This window comes from Acrocarpospora macrocephala (assembly GCF_009687865.1).
Lineage (GTDB): Bacteria > Actinomycetota > Actinomycetes > Streptosporangiales > Streptosporangiaceae > Acrocarpospora > Acrocarpospora macrocephala.
This window is the reverse complement of sequence record NZ_BLAE01000069.1, coordinates 1-13,789: the sequence shown is the minus strand read 5'-3', so window position 1 is coordinate 13,789 and position 13,789 is coordinate 1. Positions and strand designations below refer to the sequence as shown.

Sequence of the window (13,789 nt, the reverse complement as noted above, 5' to 3'; positions counted from 1 at the left end):
ATGTTGCGACCGCTGCTCACCGTGAGCGCCCTGGAGTTCCGCACCCGGGTGCGGGATCGCACCGCCCTGGTCATCGCGATCATCGTGCCGGTGGCCATGGCCACCCTGTTCGGGGTGGCGCTCGGCGGCGACGACCCGCCGCTGCGGGCCACCGTGGGCTTCGTCGACCTGGACGGCGGCGAGTTCCCGGCCGGCGTCCGCCGCGAAGTCATGGCGTCCACCGAGCTCGACGGCGTGCTGACGCTGCGCGACCTGCCCGGCCGCGAGCAGGCCCAGACCGCCCTGGACGCCGGCGACATCGGGGCCGCGATCGTGTTCCCGAAGGGGTTCAGCGCCAGCGTCGGCGCGGGCGAGGGCGGCCAGGTCGGCGTGCTCACCTCGGCCGATTCGCCGCTGGCCGGAGTGGTCGCGAACGCGGTCGTGGACCGGATCTCCTCCCTGGTGCGGGCCCGCACACTCGCGGTCCGCGCCTCCCTGGACGCGGGCATCCCCGCCGCCGAGGTCAAGGAGTTCGTGGAGCGCAACGGCGCGACCGGACCCGCCCTGACCCTGGAGAACGACCCGATGGCCGGCGGCAAGGTGGACCTGTCGGTCTACTACGGCGCCGGCATGGCCGCGCTGTTCGCCTTTTTCGTGGTCGGCGCGTCCTTCCGCAGCCTGCTGATCGAACGCAAGCAGGGCACCCTGGACCGGATGCGGGCCGGGCCGATCCACGCCTGGGTCCCGATCGCCGGCAAGGCCGTCGTCGGGTTCGCGCTCGCCATGGTCAGCGTCTGCGTCACCTGGGCGTCCTCGGTGCTGATCTTCGGCTCCACCTGGGGTGATCCGGTGGCCGTCTTCACCCTCCTGCTCGCGCACGTGCTGGCCGCCACCGCGATCACCATGCTGGTCGCCAGCCGGGCCAGGACCGACGCCCAGGCGGACGGGGTGATCATGGTGATCTCGTTCGTGGCCGCGTTCTTCGGCGGCAGCCTGGTCCCGCTCTACAACCTGCCCGACCTGCTCCAGAAGATCGCCCTGTTCACCCCGAACGCCTGGACCACCACCGGGCTGACCGGCCTGGCCGGCTCCGGCGCGGGTCTGGCCTCGGTGGCCGCGCCGATCGGCGTCCTGTGCGCGATCGCGTTGGCCGCCTTCTGCCTCGCCGCGATGGGCTTCAGGAAGGGACTACTCGGATGAGACCGCACCCCGTCCTGGCGCTCGTCGCCGCCAACCTGCGCCGCCACTCCCGCGACCGGGTCGGCCTGTTCTTCATCGTGGTGATGCCGTTCGTCAGCATCATCTTCGTCGGCATGGCGCTGGGCGGCGGCACCGCCGCGTCCCGGCTGCCGGTCGGCGTGGTCGCCCAGGGCTCCGACCCGGTGGCCGCCGCCGTCCTGACGGAACTGCGCGCGCACCCCGACCTGGAGATCACCACGGTCGGCGACAAGGAAGAGCTGCGGGCCGGTGTCCGGGAGGGCTCGCTGGCCGCCGGGCTCGTCATCCCGCCGGGCTCGACCAGGTTCGAGCTGGTCATGACCCAGTCCAACGGCAGCGGCATGGCCGCCCGCAGCGCCGTCGACGTCGCCGTCGGCAAGGTCGCGGCCGTCCTCGAGGCCACCCGCGCCGCCACGTCGGCCGGCGCGACCCCGGCCGAGGCCGCCGCGCTGGTACGGAAGGCGCAGGACGCCTCCGCCGACGTCGAAGTGGTCAACTCCGACACCGCGTCCGGCACCCCGCGCGGGTTCGCCTACACCGCCCCGGCCAACCTGCTGCTGTTCACGTTCATCAACTCCATGGCCGTCGCCGCCGCGCTCGCCGAGAGCCGCCGCATCGGCATGCTGCAGCGGGCCTTCACCGCCCCGGTGCGGCGCGGCGCCGTCCTGTTCGGCGAGGCGCTCAGCCGGTTCCTCGTGGCCGCCGCCCAAGCCGTGCTGATCATGGTGGTGAGCTCGCTGCTGTTCGGCGTCTCCTGGGGCGAGCCGCTCGGCGTCGCCACCGTCGTCGGCGTGTTCGCGCTGGTCTCCACCGGCGCCGCGATCCTGATGGGCAGCCTGGTGCGCTCGTCCGCGCAGCCGTCCGCGATCGGGCCGCCGCTCGGCATCGTGCTCGGCATGCTCGGCGGCTGCCTGTGGCCCAGCGAGGCCGCCGGCGACGTGCTCAACGCCATCGGCCGCCTCTTCCCGCACGCCTGGGGAATGGACGCCCTGCTGACCCTGTCCCGGCCCGGCACCGGGCTCGGCGACGTGCTGCTCGACGTCGCCGTACTGGCCCTGATGGCCGCCGCCCTGCTGAGCCTGTCCCTCGTCCTGTTCAGCCGACGCACGAGAACCCTCTGAGGAGACAGTCCATGAAGAATTCGACCACCACGTGGCTTGCCGATTCCGTCCGCGCCGGGGGCGCCCACGTCACCGGTGTCTACCGCTACGCGACCAGGAACGGCGCCATCGACGCTCTCGACGTGGCCGCCGTCGAGCTCGGCATCGGCATGCGCGAGCTGAACGAGGCGGTGGACCAGCTCGTCGAGAGCCGCCTGTTACGCGCCGTGGACGGCGCGGCCCGCCGGTTCATCCCGGTGGACCCGCAGGTCGCGGCGAACGCGCTGGTCTCCTCGGTGGAGCGGGAGATCTACCAGCGGCGGGAGCTGATCGACCAGATCCGGGAGCGGATCGACGTGTTCCGAGAAGACTACGGCGGACCTGTCGCGGCGCCGTCGCAGATCGAGTATCTGGTCGGGTCGCTGGAGGTGCGGGGCTTTCTCAAGATGGCCGGTGACGCGTGCCGTACCGAGGTGCTGGTCCTGCAGTCCAGTGAGGATGACGCCGAGGAGCTGGCGCAGGCGTACCTGCCGCTGCTCGCGCGCGGGGTCACCGTGCGGATCATCTGCCAGCACCGGAACCGGGCCGATCTGTCCACCCGGATGAAGTTGAAGCAGCTTACCGACGCGGGCGCCGCGATCGGGACGGTCAGCCACATCCCGCGCTCGGCGGTCGTCTTCGACCGGTCGCTGGTCGTGCTGTTCGGCCTGGCCGATGGGGAGACCAACGTGGCGCGGGTGCACCACGACGGCATCGTCCGGTTCCTGCTCGACCTGTTCGATCATCTGTGGGACACCGCGATGCCGCTGGAGGGCGCCGAGTCCGGCTACGCGAATGTGGCCGACGACCTGCGGCAGGCCATCGCCGGGCTGATGGCGAAGGGTTACACCGATGAGGTGGTGGCCCGAAAGCTCGGCATGTCGGTACGGAGCTGCCGCCGGCACATCGCCACCCTGATGCGGGATCTGGACGCCACCAGCAGGTTTCAGGCCGGGGTGCAGGCGGCCAGAAAGTTCCTGGCCAGCGGCGCGTGAGGAGGGGTCCGCCGTAGTTCCGGCGGGCCCCGCGTCGTCAGAGGACAGCGCCGTGCATCGCCACCACGACGTCGGCGAGGCCACGGGCCCGGTCGCAGACCAGGTCCAGACCCCTGACCAGTTCCTCGGCCGACATGCTGGGGCTCAGGCACATCCTGATGGAGCTGTTGGCGTCCTCGGCGCTCACTCCGATCGCGGTGAGCACCGGCGAGGGCTCCTGGGAGTCGGAGTTGCACGCCGAGCCAGTGGACAGCGCCACCGACGGCAGGCTCGCGACCAGGCTCTCGCCGCGCACCCCCGGCAGCACCAGGTTCAGCACGTGCGGGACGCCGGCCCGCGGGTGCCCGTTGATCCGCAGGCCGGGGATGCGGCGGGTGAGCAGCTCCATCGCGATCGAGCGCAGCAGCGCGACCTTCTTCCTGTCCTCCTCCATCCGGGCCGCGGCCAGCTGGCAGGCCTTGCCGAGGCCGACCACCAGGTGGGTGGGGATGGTGCCGCTGCGCAGGTCGTACTGGCCGCCGCCGTGGGTGATCGGGCGGATCCGGCGGCGGATCTCCGGGCGCACGTACAGGACGCCGATGCCTTTCGGGCCGCCGATCTTGTGGGCGGACATGGCCAGCGTGTCGACGGCCGTGCCGGCCACGTCGATCGGGATCCGGCCCGCCGCGGGGGCGGCGTCGACGTGCAGCAGCGCGCCGCTCTCGTGGCAGAGCGCGGCCATCTCGCGGACCGGCTGGATCGTGCCGATCTCGCTGTTCACCCAGGCCACCGTGGCTGTCCGGGTGTCGAAGTCGAGCCGGTTGGCGAACTGGGGGAGGTCGACCACGCCGTCGGCCCGGACCGCCATGGTCCGGATGTCGACGCCGCGCTCGCGCAGCGCCCGGGCGATCGACAGCGACGACTTGTGGTCGGTGGGGCAGAACACCGCGTTGACCGGGGCGCGGTCGCCGTGCGCGAACGCGCCGAGCAGCGCGATGTTGTTGCTCTCGGTCGCGCCCGAGGTGAACACGATGCTGGCCGGCTCCGCGCCGAGGAGTCCGGCGACCGACTCGGTGGCGGCGTCCACCGCCCGGCGGGCCCGCTTGCCCAGCAGGTGCGGGGAGGACGGGTTGCCGAACTCCTCCCGCAGGTACGGCAGCATCGCGTCGAGCACGGCCTCGTCCACCCGGGTGGTGGCGCAGTTGTCCAGGTAAATGACGTCCATCTCAGCTCCGGAAGGTGCTGACGGTCACCAGTTTTGAGTAGATCTCGTCGGTGGACATCTCGCCGCTGCCGCCCGGGTCGGCGATGACGACGACCATGCCGGTGAGCCGGTAGAGGCTGAGCGCGATCTCCACTCCGGTGCGCACCGGGGACAGGCACTCGCCCGGGGCGAAGATCACGATGGTCCGGTAGCCGGCCAGGTACACCTCCGAGATCATCTCGGTGATCTCGCCGGCGCAGCCGGTGATGCCGCAGCTGATCAGCGTGCGGTAGTTGCCTGCTTCGTCGAGGAACGCGACCTCGGTGTCCTTGGCGCCGGACTCCAGCACGCGCTTTTCCAGCTTGCCCTGCTTGACGAACTTGTCGGCGGCCTTCTGGAAGCGGTACTTGAGCCACGTCTCCGGGAACGCCAGCGCGTGCTTGCGGCTGGGCAGCACGCTGTCCGCGTTCAGACCCGCGTCGCGCAGGACCTGCTGGTAGCCGTCCGGCAGCGCGGTGAAGCCCTCGAAGAACTCGGCGCGGAGCTGGCTGGCGGGGCGGCCGCCGGTGGGGACGTACTGCCAGTCGTTGATCAGCAGCAGCAGCTTGGCGTCGTTGACGAGCTGCGCGTACGACGTGATCAGGTCGACCGACAGCTGCCAGGTGTATTTCGGGAAGATCCCGACCCGGCCCGCGATCCGGTGGCGCATCGTGGCGGAGGACTGCTCCTCCATGACGCCGGGGACGAGTTTGCCGGTGCCTTCCTCCTCGAACAGCATGAAATGGCCGCCCATGACGACGAGCTCGTCCAGGGCGGCCGACGCGAGTTCGCGGTCGATGGCGGCGCGGAGCTCCTGCTCCGAACCGACGAGCTGCTGGGACTTGGTTATGGTCTCTGCGAACACTTCACTCATGATCGGACTCCGGTCGTCGGTTCGGTCTGCTGGCTGGGCGGAGGTGCTGGGGGGAAACCGGCCAGCGCGGCGATGTCGCTGGTCCGCAGGCCGTCCGGGGTCGCGTCGTAGGTGAGGATCGCGGTCTCCATGGCGCGCAGGAAGCGCTCGATGGTGTCCGCGGCCATGACCGAGGACGCGGCGCTCAGCGCGATCACGACGGCGTCCTTCCACTCGTCGATCCGGACGTAGGTGTCGGCGCCGTGATCTTCCGATGGCGCCTGCCAGGTGACCCGGCTGCGCCGCGCGCGGGACTCGCGGCTGGTCTGCTTGATGAAGTTGAACTCCGACGCCAGGCGCGTGCCCTTCTTGGCGAGCAGCTCGACGACCTTGTCGTACGGGACGTAGGAGTGCGCTCGCGCCTGCTCGAATCGGTCGGCGACCCGGGCCAGTAGCTCGGCGAAACTCGGGTCGTCCGTTACGTCGACGCGCATGAGCAGCGGGGAGAACATGCAGGTCAGGACCGTCGCGTACGGGCCGGTCTCGCGGTTGCCCGTGAACGTCAGGTGGTCGAAGGACGGGCCGCCGGTGTAGGTGGCCATCAGCGCCGTGTAGGCCGCCAGGTGCACCTGCGACGGCCACACCCGGTGGCGGGCCGCGATCCTGCGCGAGGCGGCCAGCAGGGCCGGGGAGACCAGTGTCGCCCGCCGGGTCTCCGGGGGCTCGTCGGGTCTGCGGCGGTCGGCGAACGCGTCCGTCCGCATGGACTCGATTTCCTTCTCCCAATAGGCCAGCGCTGGGCCTGGGTCCAGGGTCGCCTCGTACCTGATGAGGTCGGACGGGCGGTGCCGGACCGGTGCGATCGCGGCGGGTCGGCGGGCCACCAGGGCGGCGCAGTTCAGCCGCAGTTCGCGCTTGAGCTCGCGGACCGTCCACATGTCCACCGCGAGGTGGTTCAGCACCAGCACGATCCGCCGGGGCTCGCCCGCGGTGGTGCTGATGGCGGTCCGGATCGGCAGGTCCGCGGCGATGTCGAACTCGGCGCGGCCGAGTTGGTCCACGACCTCGGCCGGCATGGGCGTGCCGTCCTTCTCGGTGGACATGACGGTGAGGGGACACGGGGTCGGTGGGAGCACCACCCGGTACGGGTCGCCGTCGGGGTCGACGTGGTAGGTGGTGCGTAGCGTCTCGTGGCGGCGGACCAGCTGGTTGAGGATCGCCCGGCAGTTCTGGATCGTCAGGCCGGGTGGAATCTCTAGATTCAGAATGATATGTGTATCGTGGCGAGCGTGTGGTGGCAGTTCGTGATAGCGGAGCCAGATATAACGCTGGCCCCAGCCGAGATTCGCGTTCTTCGCACCGGACATCCCGGCCTCCCACGGTTGAACAGTCCAGCCCACTCAGGCTAAATGAGAATATGGTCGCCGTACCGGGTTGGCGCTGGCATATTGTCTTCGGGTAAAAGCTGCCAGAGTGCTTGCTTGACACCTGTCGCGGAATTCAACGACTCTGAAACGAGGTAATTCAGCGCAGGTATTGTGAGGAGACCCCTGATGGAAATACCTCACGAGTTCCAGGCCATTCTTCGCCGGCATCTGCCGTATGCCGAGCCGGGTGAGCTGGCTCCCGGTGACGAGCTCACCGCGCTCGGGCTGGATTCGATGGGGGTCGTGCAGTTGCTGGTCGATCTGGAGGACGGGTACGACCTCGAACTGCCTGACGACATCCTCGATGAGGAGACGTTCGCGACGGTGGGGTCGCTGTGGGCGGCGCTGGCGGTGCTGCTGGAGTCGGCGCGGGTCGGGCTCTGAGTCATGGTGACGCGCTTCGAGGATCTGCTGCGGTTCGGGGTCGCTGAGCATGCGGCTGTCACGTACAAGAACGCGACTCTTACCTATGGTGAGCTGCGTGATCGGGTCGCTCGGGCGGCTGAGGGGTTGCGTGGGCTGGAGTCGGGCGCTCGGGTCGCGATTTATGCGGAGAAGCGGCTCGAAACGGTCGTGGCGATGTTCGCGGTGGCGGCGGCTGGTGGGGTTTTTGTCCCGATAAATCCGCTTTTTAAGGCTCGGCAGGTTGAGTATGTGGTCGAGGACTGTGGCGCCGCGCTGCTGATCACTACTCCTGAGCGGGGTCGCACGCTGAGCGGTTCGGTGCCCACGCTGCTGATCGGAGACGCAGGGCTGGTCGGAGACGCAGGGCTGGTCGGAGACACGGGGCTGGTCGGAGACGCAGGGCTGGTCAGAGACGCAGGGCCGGTCGGGGACTCGGGCACGAACCGCCCTGGCCAGGCCGGGGCGACCGCTGCGGCTGATCCGGCCGCGTCCACCACCCTCACTGATCCGGCCGCGCCCACCCTCACTGATCCGGCCGCGTCCACCCCCACCGATCCGGATATATCGGGTATTGCAGCCATTCTCTACACGTCTGGTAGCACCGGCCCGCCGAAGGGTGTCGTGCTGAGTCACGGCAATCTGCTCGCGGGCGCGGAGAGCGTGGCTGGCTACCTCGGTCACACGTCCGACGATGTGGTGCTCGCGGCGCTGCCGTTGAGTTTCGACGCGGGCTTGAGCCAGCTCACCACGTCCTTCCTGGTCGGAGCGCAGGTGGTGCTGGTCAACTACCTGCTGCCCCGCGACGTCGTCCGGCTCTGCGCCAAGCATGGGGTGACGGCGCTGACCTGCGTGCCGCCGCTGTGGGCGCAGCTCGCGACGCAGCGGTGGCCGGCCGAGGCGACGCGGAGCCTGCGGTATTTCGCGAACACCGGCGGGCGGCTGCCCAAGACCACTCTGGCCTGGCTACGCGAGACGTTCCCGCAGGCCACGCCCTTTCTGATGTACGGCCTGACCGAGGCGTTCCGATCCACGTACCTGGAGCCCGCGGAGATCGACCGCCGGCCGGGGTCGATCGGCAAGGCGATTCCGAACGCGGAGGTCCTCGTCGTGCGGGCGGATGGTTCGGCGTGCGACCCGGGCGAGGAAGGGGAGATCGTGCATCGGGGGGCGCTGGTGTCACTCGGCTACTGGAATGACCCGGTTCGTACAGCGGAGAGGTTTCGGCCGTTTCCTCCTGGCGCCGAGGAGATCGCCGTGTGGTCGGGCGACGTGGCGTACCGGGACGAAGAGGGGTTTATCTACTTCGTCGGGCGTACCGATGACATGATCAAGACGTCCGGGTATCGGCTGAGCCCGACCGAGGTGGAGGAGGCCGCGTACGCGACCGGCCTGGTCACCGAGGCTGTCGCCGTCGGCGTGCCGGACGAGGACCTGGGGGAGCACGTGGTGCTCCACGTGGTGCTCACCGCCGCGGCTCCGGATGAGCTGCGCGCAGCGCTGGAACGCGATCTGCCCCGGTATATGGTGCCGCGCCGGATCGTGGTCGCCACCGCGCTGCCCCGGTCCGGAAACGGCAAGTTCGACCGCGCCGAGATCCGCCGGAGGGCGACCTGATGACCTGGGAAGGCCGCCGCGACGGGCACCTGACCGTGGGGGGAGTCCCGGTCGAGCGGCTCGCCGCCCGGGTCGGGAGCACGCCGTTCTTCGCCTATGACCGCGACCTCGTCACCCGCAGGGTCGCCTCCGTTCGCGCCGCCCTGCCGGACGGAATCCAGCTGAGTTACGCCGTCAAGGCGAACCCGATGCCCGCGCTGTTGCAGCATGTGAGCGGGCTGGTCGACGGCTTCGACGTGGCCTCGGCGCAGGAGATGCGGCATGCGCTCGACACGTCGACACCTGCCGAGCGGATCAGTTTCGCCGGGCCGGGCAAGACCGTCGACGAGCTGTCTCAGGCGATCGCGGCCGGTGTGACCGTGGAGCTGGAATCGGAGACCGAACTGGCCAGGGTGCGTGCGATCAGCGCCGCCACCGGGGTTCAGGCGCGAGTCGCGCTGCGGGTGAATCCCGATTTCACCGTACGAGGCTCGGGGATGCGCCTGGGCGGTGGGCCGCAGCAGTTCGGGATCGACGCGGAACGTGTGCCCGAGGTGCTCGCCGGGTTGGGCGATGACGTTGATTTCCAGGGGTTTCACGTGTTCGGCGGTTCGCAGAACCTGCGCGCCGACAGTATCTGCGAGGCGCAGGACCGCACCGTGGATCTGATTCTCGAACTCGCCGCCGCGTCGCCGCCGGTTCGGTATCTCAATCTCGGCGGCGGGTTCGGCATCCCGTACTCGCGTCGCGACCATCCCCTCGACCTGGACCCGATCGGCGACAATCTGGCGCGGCTCATGCGCGAGCGCATCAAGCCCCACCTGCCGCAGGCCCGCGTCGTCATCGAGCTCGGGCGCTATCTCGTCGGCGAGGCCGGCGTGTACATCACGCGGGTCGTGGACCGGAAGGAATCCCGGGGGACGACTTTCGTGGTCGTGGACGGCGGGCTGCATCACCAGTTGGCGGCGTCCGGGAATTTCGGGCAGGTGATCCGGCGCAATTATCCGATGGCCGTGGCCAACCGTCTGGGCGAGCCCCTGGACGCGCCGGTGAACGTGGTCGGCTGCCTGTGCACACCGCTCGACCTGCTCGGTGACCGGGTGGAACTCCCGCGAATCGAGATCGGCGATCTGATCGTCCTGTTCCAGGCCGGCGCGTACGGCCTGACGGCGAGCCCGACAGCCTTTCTCGGCCATCCGGCGCCGGTCGAAGTGCTCGTGTGATTACTCCGGCAGGGGGACCACCGCAGGGAACAGGGACGGCGCCAGGGTGTCGTGGTCGTTGTTCCACAGGTCCTTGAGGCTGGTCTCCGGGTCGGTCGCGGCGACCTGGACGCCGAGCGCGATCACGCGCAGCATGTCCGCCATGCCCTCGGCCGGGATGATCGTCGGGTCGGCGAGCATCAGGATGCTGGTCCGGCCGTTGAACACCGACACCCTGACCCGGAACGGCTGGCCGTACTGCTGGGCCAGGGGCGTCCACAGCAGCTCGGCCGGGCTCTTGGCGACGGGGTCGGACAGCTGGCGGTCGAGCTGCACGTAGTTGAACCAGCAGCGGAACAGCTGGTTCACCCAGCAGTCGTGGGCCGGCTCGTCGCCGCGCTGCGCGGCGGCCTCCGCCGCCAGCGCGGCGATGCGGTCGAAGTCATAGGACGAGTAGCGGTACGCCCTGGTCCCAGCCCAGTGCAGGCGCTTGACATGCTCGCCCAGCGACGACCCCGGGTCGACCGCCGCGACGACCGGGATGAGCTGGTTCATCGTGCCGATCACGTGGTGGTGCTCCGGCGCGAACCGGTTGGAAGCCATCAGGCTCATCGTCACCGTGTCGGTGTTGGTGTGCCGGGCCAGACCGGCCGCGACCAGCGCCATCACCACTGCGGGCGGCGTGACGCCGAGCCTTCTGGCGGCCAGCGCGGCCAGCCCGCCGAGGCGGTGCGAGTGCAGGGTCGCCTCGACGCGGTTGCGCTTCACCCGGGCCGGCAGGGTCGGCAGCGGGTCGGCCAGGACGTCGCCGAGGGTGCGCCGCCAGTACCGCTCGGACGCCTCCTTGCGTTCCCGCCACAGCTCGGTCCGCTGCTCGCGGGCCAGCTCGCTCGGCGTCGGCCCGAGTTCTGCGACCGCTTCCGGGTCGGCGACCAGGGCGCGGAACTGGTCGGTCAGGTGGTTGATCGACCACACGTCCAGGATCAGGTGCGAGAAGGACAGCGCCAGGAACACCGGCGACCCGTCGGTGGTGACCAGCTGCCCGCGCCAGCACAGGCCGCCCTCCATCGGGAACGGCACCGCGCAGAGCGCGTCCTTGGTGTCCTCCGGGTCCTGCCGGTCGGGGACCACCCGGTCCACCCGCTCGATCGGCGGCTCCGCCGATTCGTGCACGCGCTGCACCGGCTGCCCGTCCACCACGTGGTAGGTGGTACGCAGCGCCTCGTGCCGGTCCATCAGCGCGCGCAGCGCGTTCTCGACCCGGGCCAGCGGGAGCCCCCGCAGGTCCCAGACGGTGGGAAGGTTCGCGTCCTGCATCCAGTCGTCCGGATACCGTGCGATCTCGCGCCAGCTGAAAAGCTGTCCGTGGCTGAGGGGGGCGTCGGCGGGCATCGATTCTCCTAGCGAGTAGTTTCCGCCGGGTCCTGGCGCGGCTGCCGCCGCCCCAGCCACATCACGGCGATGGCGACGGTGACCGCCGTCTCGAACATGGTCCCGAGCGTGACCAGGCTCGCCACATCGGGATGGATCAGCGGCAATCCCCGCCGATCTTGCATCAGGCTGAACGCGATCAGGCCGGCGTACGTCCCGGTGACGGTCCACGTGAGCCGCACCCTGACCTGGCCAGACCACACCCAGCCGGTACGGCGGGCCAGCGGCCGGAGCACCGCGGCGCTCAGCACGACCACCGGCAGCGCCTGCATCGCCAGAAACAACGTGAAATTTCCGCCGATAGCGAGTGCGCCCGTACCCCCGGCCAGGCTGACCAAGGAACCCCAGCGGATCGCCGACACCGGCTCCGGCTCGGCCCGCCGCGTCCAGACCAGCAGCCCGACGACCACCAGCTCGACCACCCAGGCGGCCACCCCGACCGGATCGATCCCGCGAACCAGGACCAGCACGCTCTCCCCGACCAGCCCCACTCCGGCCAAACCGGCCCATATCAGCGCGGACCTGGTGGGCACGAGGCCCGCGGTCGTGGCACCGGCGAGCCCAAGGCGGTGACCTGGGCGAAGCGAACCTCGGCCGGGGCGATGCGGATTTTCGCTGACATGTGGGGGCTGCCACGTTGGCAGCACGTGCTCTTCCGCCCGATCAGTGGCATCGGCCGGTTCGAGAACAGGATTTTCGCCGACGCGTGGGGGCCGCCACGCTGGCAGCACGTGCTCTTCCAACCGATCGGCGACATCGGCCGGATCGAAAATAGGGGTTGCCATTCTGGAGTCCGGTGCGTTCTGCTGGTCGCTCATCCCGGCCTCTGCTCCAAAGAGATGAATTTCGCGAATAGCGCGTATTCGATTTCGGCCAATAATAGCGTGTCGTACCAGCATCTGAGCTCGCCCCCCGCGATGTCAAGGCGCTACCACGGGGTGGCGATGACAGCTAGCTACTGGCAACAAGGTGCCAGCACGCGATCGTGGCCCGGGGCCGGGAGCCGCCCTTAGGGTCGCAGTAACTTCCAGCGGTGACTATTTGAATAACCCTCATTTTCTTCTGATGGGTTTAGAGAAACCGGCGAGGTATGCCGGAGACACCCGAGGCTTGAGGTGGCGCATTCATGGTTGGTGAGTCGATTCAATCGGACGCCCGGCGGGATTCGCCGGTCGAACCGGTCGCTGTGGTGGGCCTGTCCTGCCGGCTCCCCCAGGCCGACACCCCCGAGCGCTTCTGGCGCCTGCTCACCGGCGGCGTGGACGCGGTAACCGCGGTCCCCGCCGGCCGGTGGACGGACGCCGGCGCGCTCGACTACGGCCGGGGCGGGTTCGTCGACGGTGTGGATCGTTTCGACGCCGCCTTCTTCGGGATCTCCCCGAACGAGGCCGCCGCCATGGACCCGCACCAGCGGCTCGTGCTGGAACTCGCCTGGGAGGCGCTGGAAAGTGCCAGGCTCGCCCCCACCGCGCTGCGTGGCGCGGCGGCCGGCGTGTTCCTCGGCGCGATCTCCAACGACCACGCCGCCCTGCTCGGCGAACCCGGGCGGCACACCTACACCGGCGCCAACCGCGCCATGATCGCCAACCGCGTCTCGTACTTCCTGGGCCTGCGCGGTCCGAGCCTCACCCTGGACGCCGGGCAGTCGTCGTCGCTGGTCGCCGTGGAGCTGGCGTGCCAGAGCCTGCGCCGGGGCGAGACCGGCCTGGCGCTGGCCGGCGGCGTCAACCTGAACCTGCTCGCCCAGACGACCGCCGCCATCGGCAGCTTCGGCGCGCTCTCGCCCGACGGGCGCTGCTTCACCTTCGACAGCCGCGCGAACGGGTACGTGCGCGGCGAGGGCGGCGCGCTCGTCGTGCTCAAGCCGCTCGCGGCAGCCCTCGCCGACGGGGACGCTGTGCACTGCGTGATCCTCGGCGGAGCCGTCAACAACGACGGCGGCGGCGACGGCCTGACCGTGCCCAGCGTCCGCGCCCAGCAGGAGGTCATCACGCTGGCCCGCCGCTCCGCCGGGGTCGCTCCCGCCGACGTCCAGTACGTCGAGCTGCACGGCCCCGGCACGAAGGTGGGCGACCCGATCGAAGCCGCCGCCCTCGGCGCCGCCCACGCCGGATCCCGCCCGGCGAGCGACCCGCTGCTGGTCGGCTCCGTCAAGACGAACATCGGCCATCTCGAAGGCGCGGCGGGCATCGCGGGCCTGCTCAAGACCGTCCTCAGCCTCAAGAACCGCGAACTCCCACCCAGCCTCAACTACGAGACCCCGAACCCCGACATCCCGCTCACCGACCTAGCCCTCCAGGTCGTCGAGTCATCCCGCCCATGGCC

12 protein-coding genes are annotated in these 13,789 nt (G+C 70.0%); 7 read left to right on the top strand and 5 right to left on the bottom strand.

The window, feature by feature from the left end; all coding sequences use genetic code 11:
* The 3 genes from Amac_RS43010 to Amac_RS43000 are packed head-to-tail and all read left to right on the top strand — an operon-like array spanning position 1 to position 3,331.
* Positions 1 to 1,179 (top strand): ABC transporter permease, encoded by a 1,179-nt coding sequence (locus tag Amac_RS43010; protein ID WP_155360213.1) that lies wholly within the window; start codon positions 1 to 3, stop codon positions 1,177 to 1,179.
* On the top strand, positions 1,176 to 2,318 hold the full coding sequence (locus Amac_RS43005; protein WP_155360212.1) for an ABC transporter permease: 1,143 nt from the start codon (positions 1,176 to 1,178) through the stop codon (positions 2,316 to 2,318). Before Amac_RS43010 ends, Amac_RS43005 begins: the two co-directional genes overlap by 4 nt.
* 11 nt (positions 2,319 to 2,329) lie before the next feature.
* A complete protein-coding gene (locus Amac_RS43000; protein ID WP_155360211.1) occupies positions 2,330 to 3,331 on the top strand; it encodes a hypothetical protein in 1,002 nt (333 codons plus the stop codon).
* Positions 3,332 to 3,368: 37 nt separating this feature from the next.
* On the opposite strand, the gene Amac_RS42995 is transcribed toward Amac_RS43000, so the two are convergent.
* Genes Amac_RS42995 through Amac_RS42985 form a run of 3 tightly spaced genes read right to left on the bottom strand, consistent with a single transcriptional unit; the run spans position 3,369 to position 6,773 of the window.
* Complete coding sequence (locus Amac_RS42995) at positions 3,369 to 4,535, bottom strand: cysteine desulfurase family protein (protein WP_155360210.1); 1,167 nt, start codon at positions 4,533 to 4,535, stop codon at positions 3,369 to 3,371.
* Between the two features lies 1 nt (position 4,536).
* A complete protein-coding gene (locus tag Amac_RS42990) occupies positions 4,537 to 5,427 on the bottom strand; it encodes an LPD16 domain-containing protein (RefSeq protein ID WP_155360209.1) in 891 nt (296 codons plus the stop codon).
* On the bottom strand, positions 5,424 to 6,773 hold the full coding sequence (locus Amac_RS42985) for a condensation domain-containing protein (protein WP_155360208.1): 1,350 nt from the start codon (positions 6,771 to 6,773) through the stop codon (positions 5,424 to 5,426). The genes Amac_RS42990 and Amac_RS42985 overlap by 4 nt, the downstream gene beginning before the upstream one ends.
* A gap of 186 nt (positions 6,774 to 6,959) precedes the next feature.
* Between Amac_RS42985 and Amac_RS42980 the strand changes: the two genes are divergently transcribed.
* Genes Amac_RS42980 through Amac_RS42970 form a run of 3 tightly spaced genes read left to right on the top strand, consistent with a single transcriptional unit; the run spans position 6,960 to position 10,054 of the window.
* Complete coding sequence (locus Amac_RS42980) at positions 6,960 to 7,217, top strand: phosphopantetheine-binding protein (protein ID WP_155360207.1); 258 nt, start codon at positions 6,960 to 6,962, stop codon at positions 7,215 to 7,217.
* A 3-nt stretch (positions 7,218 to 7,220) separates the two neighbouring features.
* Positions 7,221 to 8,852 carry an AMP-binding protein gene (locus Amac_RS42975; RefSeq protein ID WP_155360206.1) on the top strand — a complete coding sequence of 544 codons (1,632 nt, stop codon included), beginning with the start codon at positions 7,221 to 7,223 and terminating at the stop codon, positions 8,850 to 8,852.
* Positions 8,852 to 10,054 carry a pyridoxal-dependent decarboxylase, exosortase A system-associated gene (locus Amac_RS42970; protein WP_155360205.1) on the top strand — a complete coding sequence of 401 codons (1,203 nt, stop codon included), beginning with the start codon at positions 8,852 to 8,854 and terminating at the stop codon, positions 10,052 to 10,054. The genes Amac_RS42975 and Amac_RS42970 overlap by 1 nt, the downstream gene beginning before the upstream one ends.
* On the opposite strand, the gene Amac_RS42965 is transcribed toward Amac_RS42970, so the two are convergent.
* Both Amac_RS42965 and Amac_RS42960 read right to left on the bottom strand, forming a co-directional pair.
* On the bottom strand, positions 10,055 to 11,425 hold the full coding sequence (locus Amac_RS42965) for a condensation domain-containing protein (protein WP_155360204.1): 1,371 nt from the start codon (positions 11,423 to 11,425) through the stop codon (positions 10,055 to 10,057). It abuts the gene before it with no gap.
* Positions 11,426 to 11,433: 8 nt separating this feature from the next.
* Positions 11,434 to 11,997: a hypothetical protein gene (locus Amac_RS42960; protein ID WP_155360203.1), complete on the bottom strand. Its 564-nt coding sequence runs from the start codon at positions 11,995 to 11,997 to the stop codon at positions 11,434 to 11,436.
* Between the two features lie 593 nt (positions 11,998 to 12,590).
* On the opposite strand from Amac_RS42960, the gene Amac_RS42955 reads away from it, so the two are divergent.
* Positions 12,591 to 13,789 (top strand): beta-ketoacyl [acyl carrier protein] synthase domain-containing protein (locus tag Amac_RS42955; RefSeq protein ID WP_170322945.1); only part of this gene is annotated, 1,199 nt, incomplete at its 3' end.

Bases quoted from the DNA above. Each gene is read 5' to 3' on its own strand.
- Amac_RS43010 (WP_155360213.1), top strand. From the start codon at position 1: ATGTTGCGACCGCTGCTCACCGTGAGCGCCCTGGAGTTCCGCACCCGG.
- Amac_RS43005 (WP_155360212.1), top strand. From the start codon at position 1,176: ATGAGACCGCACCCCGTCCTGGCGCTCGTCGCCGCCAACCTGCGCCGC.
- Amac_RS43000 (WP_155360211.1), top strand. From the start codon at position 2,330: ATGAAGAATTCGACCACCACGTGGCTTGCCGATTCCGTCCGCGCCGGG.
- Amac_RS42995 (WP_155360210.1), bottom strand. From the start codon at position 4,535: ATGGACGTCATTTACCTGGACAACTGCGCCACCACCCGGGTGGACGAG.
- Amac_RS42990 (WP_155360209.1), bottom strand. From the start codon at position 5,427: ATGAGTGAAGTGTTCGCAGAGACCATAACCAAGTCCCAGCAGCTCGTC.
- Amac_RS42985 (WP_155360208.1), bottom strand. From the start codon at position 6,773: ATGTCCGGTGCGAAGAACGCGAATCTCGGCTGGGGCCAGCGTTATATC.
- Amac_RS42980 (WP_155360207.1), top strand. From the start codon at position 6,960: ATGGAAATACCTCACGAGTTCCAGGCCATTCTTCGCCGGCATCTGCCG.
- Amac_RS42975 (WP_155360206.1), top strand. From the start codon at position 7,221: ATGGTGACGCGCTTCGAGGATCTGCTGCGGTTCGGGGTCGCTGAGCAT.
- Amac_RS42970 (WP_155360205.1), top strand. From the start codon at position 8,852: ATGACCTGGGAAGGCCGCCGCGACGGGCACCTGACCGTGGGGGGAGTC.
- Amac_RS42965 (WP_155360204.1), bottom strand. From the start codon at position 11,425: ATGCCCGCCGACGCCCCCCTCAGCCACGGACAGCTTTTCAGCTGGCGC.